Raw genomic sequence first — 7317 nt, 5'->3', positions numbered from 1 at the left:
GCGGGGAGATCAACTGTCCACCGGGGACTTTCCACGTCCGCCAGTGGGGAGATCAACTGTCCGCGAGCGGGGAACTCCTACTGTCCCTTGACAGTCCGCGCCCGGGTGCTGGCGAGGCGGTAGGAGTCGGTGCCGGTTTCAATGATGGTGCCGTTGAAGGTCAGGCGGTCGACGATGGCCGCGCAGAGACGCGGATCGGTGAAGGTCTTGGTCCAGCCATCTGGGGCTGGCACATGTTCCTTTTCGTGGATCGCCGCTGCCACCAGCCCGTATCCATCCTCCGTGGTCCTCGTTGGTCTTCGTGGTGGTGCCAGGATTCTCCAGGCGTTGCCTTGATCGGCCAGGTGCGAGGAAGGTGTGCCGGTGACAGCCCAGTTGCGGGTGGTCCAGGGTGGTGCCGTTCTGCTCGGCCCGGTCACCGCCGATCCGTGGGAGTTTCAGGCCGAGTGCGTCGAGGCATTCGTCGCCTCGTGGCGAGCCCGCGGGTTCAGTCCGGTGACGGTCGAGAACGACATCGGTCTGCTGGAGCGAACACTCACCGCGTTGGGCCGGCCCGCGTGGGACGTCACTCCCGAAGACATCGACCGCATCGTGGGCGACCTGGCTCTCGCTGGGCGGGCCGCATCGACCCGCCGCGACTACGTGCAGATCTTCAAGGGCTTTCACCGGTTCCTGCAGGTCCGCAAGGCCGTCGAGATCGAAGCCGGGTTCGGCGTCCAGCTGGTCTGCCCGGTCGATGAGTTCAACGCGTCCCGGCATGTCGGCGACGACTCCCCGGCCCAACTGCCACCACCGACCCCCGAGCGGGTGGCCGAGTTCTTCGACTTCCTCAAGACCCGCATCGCCACCGCCCGCAAGTACGCACCCGCAGCCCGGGACTATGCGATGTTCCGAACCCTCTATCACGCCGGCCTGCGCTCGGAAGAAGCGTCGCTTCTGGACCGCCCGGACGTCCACTTCACGCGGGGCCCGTTCGGCAAGCTCCACGTCAGGTTCGGGAAAGGCGCCCGCACCTCCGGCCCCAGACCGCGCTGGGTGCCGATGCCTGGACCGGCACCCAACTGCAGCGGCTCCTGGCCGAACGGGCTGGGCTGCAGCTGTCCTCCGCGTCCGTGTCCGCTCTGTTTAGCAAAGAGCCCTCCCAGGTGAAGATATCCACCCTGATCGCGTTGTGCACCGCGCTGGAATGCACCCCCAACGACCTGTTCGAGGTCGACACCACCCCCGTCAAGCGGCCCGCTGTCGCGCCGCGGCCGGTCGCGGACCTGCCGAAGGCAGCCTCGGCCCGGGGCCGTTCGATGCCTCCCCTGTGACCCGGAAATGAGGGCGGCATCGTGGGCGTCAAACAGAGCGACTGCATCGGCTGCGGAGCCCCGGTCGGCTTCATCGACCGGCACTACTGCTGCCGCTGCACCGCCCAGCAGAAAGAGGCAGCGGCCCGGGCCGCCTGCCCCCGCTGCAGCCAGCAGCGCGTTCTCCAGGCGGACACCGGCCAGTGCATCACCTGCTCACGCGTATGCACCGCCTGCGGACACCCGGTGCGGAGCAAGTCCGCGACACTCTGCCGCACCTGTTCGCGCCAGTCAGAACGCGACGCGGCCAAGAGGCTGTGCCCTCGCTGCAGCCGGCCCGGATATCTGCGTGAGGACACTGGCTGGTGCGGGCACTGCTCGCGGCCCCGCCAGAATAAGCAGCCGCCCCGGGCCTGCGAACAATGCGGCAGAGTACGGAAGCACGCGGGTCTGGGACTGTGCTCCGCCTGCTGGCAGCGTCACCCCGACCGGCCCTTCGTCCGGACCGAGCATCTCGCCGCCGAGCTCGACCAACCCCCGGAATGGTTAAGGAACTTCGCCGTCGATCTCGCTGCAAAGTACTCCGTCGGGCGAGCGTGCACAATGATCACTTCCTTGGGACGGCTTCTCCTGGACGGCCAGCCCAACCATCCCCAGGCCGTGCTCGAACGCTCCCGCCGGCCAGGACGCTCGATGGGCACTCTCGCCCGTGCGCTGGAGACCTTCTTCACCATGCACGGCCTGGCCATGGTCACTGATCAGGCCGAGCGACTCGCGGCCGGCCGCCGCCGACATCGAATCGACGCCACCCCCGAGGATCTGCGGCCAGCGGTGCAGGCATTCGCCGACTTCATGATGCACGCGCGCGAGCGAGCGCGGCGGGCCGGAACCCGGCCCCGCAGTGATGCGACCGTGGAGGCGGCACTGGCCATCGTGCGTGACCTCGCTTGGTTCCTCTCAGGCCGTCGAGGCAAGCAGGACTGGGCACTGGCCGACGTCCACGACATCGAGGCCTTCCTCACCAGCCAGCCCAAGGCCCGAAAGCACCGACTGGTTGTGCTCGGGCAGTTCTTCCGGTTCGCCAGGTCCCGGAAGATCGTGCTCGTCGATCCCGCCCGCGGCCTGACCTCCCGAGGACCGAGCGGTTTCACCGGGGCAACGCTGACACTTGATCAGCAACGCGTGCTGTTCCGTCGTTGGACCACGGCTCCGAATATCCACCCGCACGAAGCCCTGCTCGGCGTCCTTGCGTTGTTGCACGGCGCCTCGAGTCGCGAGGTCAAGATGCTCCAGACCGATGATCTCGACCTTCGGGCGAGGACCGCCCGGCTCGGCGACCGGCCGCATCCGGTGCCCTTGGACCCGGCATCCTGGACCGTGGTCGAACGCTGTCTGGCTCACCGAGAGGCTCAAAGGACCGGCAATCCGCATGTGATGGTCACCCGCCAAACGAAGTCGGGTCGGGGGCCGGCGTCCACCGCCTATGTCAGCCATGTCCTCGACGAGTGCGGCTTCCCGCCTCGCATGATCCGCTGCACCCGCCTGCTCGACCTGGTCAACACGATGGACCCCAAGCTCGTTGCCGCTGCCTTCGGGATGGACCCTGAAGCCACCATGATCTATCTCGCTGACCACATCGACGAGACCCGCTTGTCACAGTGGGAGACTCCAAGGACCTGACGCCTTATCAGAATTGATAGGGGTAGAGAGCGATCTTCTCTCGCTCGACATAGAGCTCGACCCAGGTGCCCGCGACTCCCTCCGGCAGTGGATCGGCCAGGTCAAGCAGGATCTGAGTGCCGTCCAAATCGAACAGGGCAGAACCGTCCTCTGTGGGGTTCAGCAGTCCCCGCAGGACGACGCAGCGCCCGCCCTGCCGGACCTCTGGCCCGGAACCGGCAGCCGGCTTGGCGTTCCGCCCCCACACGACATCTTCGTCAAGCGTCCACTCCACGTGGTACTCGCCCGGCTCCGCGGTCGGATCCCCGCACCAGCGGACCGCAGTGTGCCCGAAGGCCGTCCTGACCTGAGCCAGCAAGGGGCTCCCCGGGAACTCTGCGATCTTCTCTACCTCGACCAGCATCGTTCGATCATGCAGCATCCGCCTGGTCAACGGAACCTGTGAGGTTTCGGCGCTGCCTGGCACAGGTTCGCCGGAACATGTGCGCTTTGCCGAACAACTCGTTGGAGGCGATGGCGACGCTGTTCTTCTCCTCGCGCTCGGTCAGGACCTGGAAGAGGAGCTCGGCGCCGCGGCGGTCGAGTTCCATGTAGCCGAGTTCGTCCAACTATGCGGATATCGGCATAGCTGGACGAGTTCGGCTACCTCAACCTGGACCGCAAGGGCGCCAAGCTACTGTTCCAGATCTTCACCGAGCGCGAGGAGCGCAAGGCCACCGCGGTCGCCACGAACTCGCCCTTCACCGAATGGGACAAGACCTTCGGAGACGCCCGCCTCTGCGCGGCCATCGCCGACCGGATCACCTTCCGCTGCACGCTGATCCAGACCGGCACCGAGTCCTACCGCTACCAGGCCACCCAGGAATCCCTCTTCACCGCTCAGAGCTGACAACCCGCCAGGCAGCACCAAGGACTGACCACCACCGATGGCTGGCTCTGAGTATAAGAAGCGGTTCTGGCTCAGCTCGTGTTTGCGCCGTGAGGCGCCGTTGGTTCAGTGCTGGAGAGCGCAGTCGTCCGCTGCCAGGTGCAGGTGCCGAAGGGTTTCCAGTTCAGTGGTGGGGAAGGCGTGCAACCGCCACTTCTGAAGGTAGCCGTCCTCCCCGTGGGTTCGCCGCACCTTCTCTGCAGCCATCAGGACCGCATGCGCCAGGGAGGTGCGAGGACGTGTGGACGTCCACACGAGGGTGCCCTTCCCGTCCGGTGCGTCGAAGCTGGTCGACATGTCCGGGAAGCGACGGATCGTGATGTGCACGTCACTGTTTCGGCGACGAAGAATCCACCGCGCCTCTGCCGGTTCAAGGTCGAACGAGAACCGCTGGATGCCATGGGGGCCATAAAGGCCCGACACGCCCTTCAACAAGTCGGCGAGCGCGTTTGTACAGTAGCTGACGCCCTCCCGGTGCTTCGTCGAGCCGTCCCAGATCCTGCACGTCGCCCAGCCGGAGCCGCTCAGTTCCCAGCTGAAATGCAAGGACCTCGTCACTGAACCCCCCTGATCGTCTGCGGACAACGCTACAGCGGTGCTGAAGACGGGGGACGGCCGGGTACGCCACGCGAGAGTCAGCTGGACCAGTGCGTCAGGCACTCCGAGGAGCCCAAGGGGCTCGATCACGGCATGCTGTCGCAGTGCTCTCGCTTCGTGTGGGGCGGGCCCTGGCCACGACTTGTCAGGGAGGCAACCCGGGCCCGCGACCACACGTTATCGACGACGCCGACCCGGTCATTTCGGACACTCCGCCCAGACCCGCCCGGTCACCCGATCCATACCGTTCGTCATGGGCCGTTCCGGTCATTCGTAGGATCGGGGCACCCAGGGGTGCTGGGTATGGCTGTCACCCGACCGCCGATGATGTGGCTTCCACTGATTGGCCGCCCGGCACCCCGCGACGACTCGGCCGCTACTGAGGTTTTCAGGGTGGGGTCGGTGGTCTGAGAGTCAGGCCGGTGGCGGTCAGGCAATCCGTCGATCAGGTGGGGTCGGAGTTGGATTCGGCGCAACTCGCGGCGGAGTGTGCGGTCGACGTCGTCGGGCGTTCCGAAGGCGGTGTTCGCCATCGCTCTGCACACGAGTGACCAGGGGGCCTCGACGGGGTTCAGGTCGGGTGCCTAGGGCGGGAGACGGACGGTGGTGAGCCAGTCGTGTTCGGCCTCGTACCGTTTCAGCCCTGCTGACAGGTGGGTGTTGAGATTGTCCCAGACGACCACGATCGGTCCGCCGAGTTGGATGTGGGCCCGGACGAGCAGATCGCGGTAGTCCTTCCAGGAGAAGCTCTTGCGGGCTCCCTTGAGGAGGAGATGGTTGCGGGGCCGGTAGATCAGCCGGCTCTCGCCCGGGCGATAGCAGCACAGGGCGGCCACCGAGGTCCGGCGGCGGGATCTGCCACGGACCCGGACGACGGGGGTGTCTCCGCGCCGGCCCCAGGTGCGGGCGCGGGGCGGCGTCATGGAGAGTCCGGCCTCGTCCTCGAAGACGATCCAGCCCCCACACGCCGCCCCGATGCTTCTACCCGCGGCCAGTAGGGGTCGGACCCGGGCGCGGTTCCGGTGTCTCCACCAGTCCGTTTCCCGGGCCCGCCCTCCGAACCCGCCGAGCGGATCTCTCCGCAACGGGCTCTCCACGGGTTCAAGCCGTGGCGATTGCTGTCCCCGACAGGCGCGCTGTCCATGGGGTGTCGATCTTTGCGCCGCGATACCGGTAGCGGACAACCTCTACCGATTGCGGGTGGAAGATCTCCTGCTCTCCGTCCCTGATCTGCCATCCGGGCACGACCCGACGGATGAAGGCACCCCAGCTCAAGCCCTTGTGTCGTTTGCGGAGCCACTGCACCACACGCCACCACGCGAAGTAGCCGACGTAGGAGAAGGTCCGCTTGGACACCCCGTGCCTGAAGTAGTTGCACCACCCCCGGAGAACCGGGTTGAAATGGCGCAACAGGTCAGCGAGCATCCGATGCTTGTTGCTGCGGGTGATCTGCCGGACCTTGTCGATGATGGACGTGAGCGCCCTCTTCGATGGCCAGGTGTAGACGTACCGCTTACTGACTTCGGCGCTTCGAGGTGATTGGCCTGTTTGTGTAGCTGACCGGCGGTCATCTGCGCGCTATGCCGTTGATATGCGCTATGCGGATGGGGGCGGTCTGACGGCGAAGGCGCGTCAGTACCGCGAGTCGGTGCGGCTGGAGGCAGCCGTGTTGTTCGAGGACGGGGTTCCGACGAGGGAGGTGGCCCGCAGGCTGCGGGTGACCGCGAAATCGGCCTACCAGTGGCACCAGGCCTGGCGGGAGGAGGGGGCCGGGGCGCTGGCTTCACGGGGCCCCGGCGGGCAGCGGTGCAAGCTGTCGGCACGGTGCCGGGAGAAGCTGGCCGAATACCTTGAGCAAGGGCCGGCCGTGCACGGCTGGGACCAGGACCAGGTGTGGACCGGTGCGCGGGTGGCCACGCTGATCGGCCGCAAGTTCCACGTGTCCTACAGCGTCTCGGGGGCCACCCGTCTGATGCGCCGGCTCGGCTTCACTCCGCAGGTCCCCGTGCGGCGGGCCGCGGAACGCGACGAGCAGGCCGTGGCCGCGTGGAGGGAAGCGACCTGGGCGGAGGTAAAAGCGCCCGGGCGGCCTGCGACGGATGGCTCTGCTTCGAGGACGAGGCCGGGTTCACCCGCAGACCGCCCACAGCACGCACATGGGGGCGACGCGGCAGCACTCCGGTCGTGAAGGTCTGCGGCCGCGGTTCCGGGCGGATCTCGGTCGCCGGGCTGCTCGCGATGCGACCGGGCTCGCGGACCCGGCTGTGCCACCGCGTCCTGCGGCACAGCGGTCGCAAGGGCGAACGCCGCAGCCTGTCCGAGCACGACTACATCGGCCTGATCGACGGGATGCACCACCTGGTCAGGGCACCGATCGTGCTGGTGTGGGACCGGCTGAACACCCACGTCTCCCACGCCATGCGGGACCTGATCGGCGCACGGGACTGGCTGACGGTGTTCGTCCTACCCGCATACGCACCCGAGCTGAACGCGGTCGAGTACCTGTGGGCCCACGTCAAACGAAGTCTGGCGAATCTCAGCAGCGTTGCCCTCGACCGACTCGAAACCCTCGTCCGAAACCGTCTGAAACGCCTGCAGTACCGCTCCGACGTCCTTGACGGCTTCTTCGCCGCGACCAGACTCTCCCTCGGCCTCCCGCCATCGTCACCTTGAAGCGCCGAAGTCAGTATTCGTCCCTCTCTTGACCTGCCGCTGGATGCGGAAGCGTCGGGTAGCCGGGGCCCATTGCTGGACCCCGGCCCCCTCAGAACCGGGCGTGCCCGCTTTCCAGGCACCACGGCTCAAGCAAGCCCCGAGGAC

The 7317-nt window shown here is 67.0% G+C and carries 8 protein-coding genes and 4 pseudogenes; 6 read left to right on the top strand and 6 right to left on the bottom strand.

Features of this window, described 5'->3' with window-relative positions; genetic code table 11:
- Positions 1–77: 77 nt before the first annotated feature.
- Positions 78–218 (bottom strand): annotated as a pseudogene (locus ACFWOG_RS37935) (ATP-binding protein); the annotation flags it as partial.
- A 145-nt stretch (positions 219–363) separates the two neighbouring features.
- Here ACFWOG_RS37935 and ACFWOG_RS37930 point away from each other — a divergent pair.
- The 3 genes from ACFWOG_RS37930 (at position 364) to ACFWOG_RS37920 (ending at position 2972) form a co-directional block, all read left to right on the top strand.
- Entirely contained in the window at positions 364–1149 is a 786-nt protein-coding gene (locus tag ACFWOG_RS37930; protein WP_380364035.1) for a tyrosine-type recombinase/integrase, read from the top strand.
- Positions 1146–1313 (top strand): helix-turn-helix domain-containing protein, encoded by a 168-nt coding sequence (locus tag ACFWOG_RS37925; protein WP_380364033.1) that lies wholly within the window; start codon positions 1146–1148, stop codon positions 1311–1313. Before ACFWOG_RS37930 ends, ACFWOG_RS37925 begins: the two co-directional genes overlap by 4 nt.
- Before the next feature lie 672 nt (positions 1314–1985).
- Complete coding sequence (locus ACFWOG_RS37920; RefSeq protein ID WP_380364031.1) at positions 1986–2972, top strand: integrase; 987 nt, start codon at positions 1986–1988, stop codon at positions 2970–2972.
- 7 nt (positions 2973–2979) lie between these two features.
- Here ACFWOG_RS37920 and ACFWOG_RS37915 read toward each other — a convergent pair whose 3' ends face one another.
- The gene (locus tag ACFWOG_RS37915) at positions 2980–3375 is read right to left on the bottom strand and encodes a hypothetical protein (protein WP_380364029.1); all 396 of its coding nucleotides are present in this window, start codon (positions 3373–3375) and stop codon (positions 2980–2982) included.
- 7 nt (positions 3376–3382) lie between these two features.
- Positions 3383–3580: pseudogene (locus ACFWOG_RS37910) on the bottom strand (ATP-binding protein); the annotation flags it as partial.
- A gap of 20 nt (positions 3581–3600) precedes the next feature.
- On the opposite strand from ACFWOG_RS37910, the gene ACFWOG_RS37905 reads away from it, so the two are divergent.
- Entirely contained in the window at positions 3601–3861 is a 261-nt protein-coding gene (locus ACFWOG_RS37905; RefSeq protein ID WP_380364040.1) for an ATP-binding protein, read from the top strand.
- Positions 3862–3966: 105 nt separating this feature from the next.
- Here ACFWOG_RS37905 and ACFWOG_RS37900 read toward each other — a convergent pair whose 3' ends face one another.
- From ACFWOG_RS37900 to ACFWOG_RS37890, 3 genes and pseudogenes are all read right to left on the bottom strand, one after another.
- Complete coding sequence (locus tag ACFWOG_RS37900) at positions 3967–4458, bottom strand: hypothetical protein (protein ID WP_380364027.1); 492 nt, start codon at positions 4456–4458, stop codon at positions 3967–3969.
- A gap of 427 nt (positions 4459–4885) precedes the next feature.
- Positions 4886–5420, bottom strand: a pseudogene (locus ACFWOG_RS37895) (transposase).
- A 178-nt stretch (positions 5421–5598) separates the two neighbouring features.
- Positions 5599–5964: a group II intron maturase-specific domain-containing protein gene (locus ACFWOG_RS37890; protein WP_380364037.1), complete on the bottom strand. Its 366-nt coding sequence runs from the start codon at positions 5962–5964 to the stop codon at positions 5599–5601.
- Positions 5965–6088: 124 nt separating this feature from the next.
- Between ACFWOG_RS37890 and ACFWOG_RS37885 the strand changes: the two genes are divergently transcribed.
- Positions 6089–6685: a winged helix-turn-helix domain-containing protein gene (locus ACFWOG_RS37885; protein ID WP_380364025.1), complete on the top strand. Its 597-nt coding sequence runs from the start codon at positions 6089–6091 to the stop codon at positions 6683–6685.
- Positions 6661–7170 (top strand): annotated as a pseudogene (locus tag ACFWOG_RS37880) (transposase); the annotation flags it as partial. The gene ACFWOG_RS37885 and the pseudogene ACFWOG_RS37880, both read left to right, overlap by 25 nt.
- Positions 7171–7317: the final 147 nt, after the last annotated feature.

It is taken from the genome of Kitasatospora sp. NPDC058406, from assembly GCF_042722765.1.
Lineage (GTDB): Bacteria > Actinomycetota > Actinomycetes > Streptomycetales > Streptomycetaceae > Kitasatospora.
The sequence above is the reverse complement of the archived record's forward strand: the minus strand, read 5'-3'. Positions and strand labels throughout refer to the sequence as shown.

Excerpts from the sequence above, each read along its gene's own strand:
- ACFWOG_RS37920 (WP_380364031.1), top strand. The coding sequence starts at position 1,986 with ATGGGCACTCTCGCCCGTGCGCTGGAGACCTTCTTCACCATGCACGGC.
- ACFWOG_RS37885 (WP_380364025.1), top strand. The coding sequence starts at position 6,089 with ATGCGCTATGCGGATGGGGGCGGTCTGACGGCGAAGGCGCGTCAGTAC.
- ACFWOG_RS37915 (WP_380364029.1), bottom strand. The coding sequence starts at position 3,375 with ATGCTGGTCGAGGTAGAGAAGATCGCAGAGTTCCCGGGGAGCCCCTTG.